At 55.8% G+C, this 233-nt stretch carries 1 pseudogene; it reads right to left on the bottom strand.

Features of this window, described 5'->3' with window-relative positions:
* Positions 1–233: pseudogene (locus E0D98_RS27255) on the bottom strand (transposase); the annotation flags it as partial.

Below are 233 nucleotides of genomic sequence, written 5' to 3'. Positions count from 1 at the left end.
CGTCATCGGAAAGTCCGGTAGCCTGCTTAATCTGCTCCGGCGTCATCCCCATTTTCTGAAGCTGGCACGCAATAGCCAGGGCTTTTTCAAGCGCTCCTTCCATGCGTCCTTCCATGCGTCCTTCCATGCGTCCTTCCATCCTGCCTTCCTGGCGACCTTTTTGCTCAAGACGTTCTGCGATAGTCATCAGTTTATCCTCATGCTGCGGCAGACGCTCAGCCAGCGCCCGCATA

It is taken from the genome of Escherichia sp. KCJ4928 (assembly GCF_004352695.1).
Taxonomy (GTDB): Bacteria; Pseudomonadota; Gammaproteobacteria; order Enterobacterales; family Enterobacteriaceae; genus ECMA0423.
The sequence above is the reverse complement of the archived record's forward strand: the minus strand, read 5'-3'. Positions and strand labels throughout refer to the sequence as shown.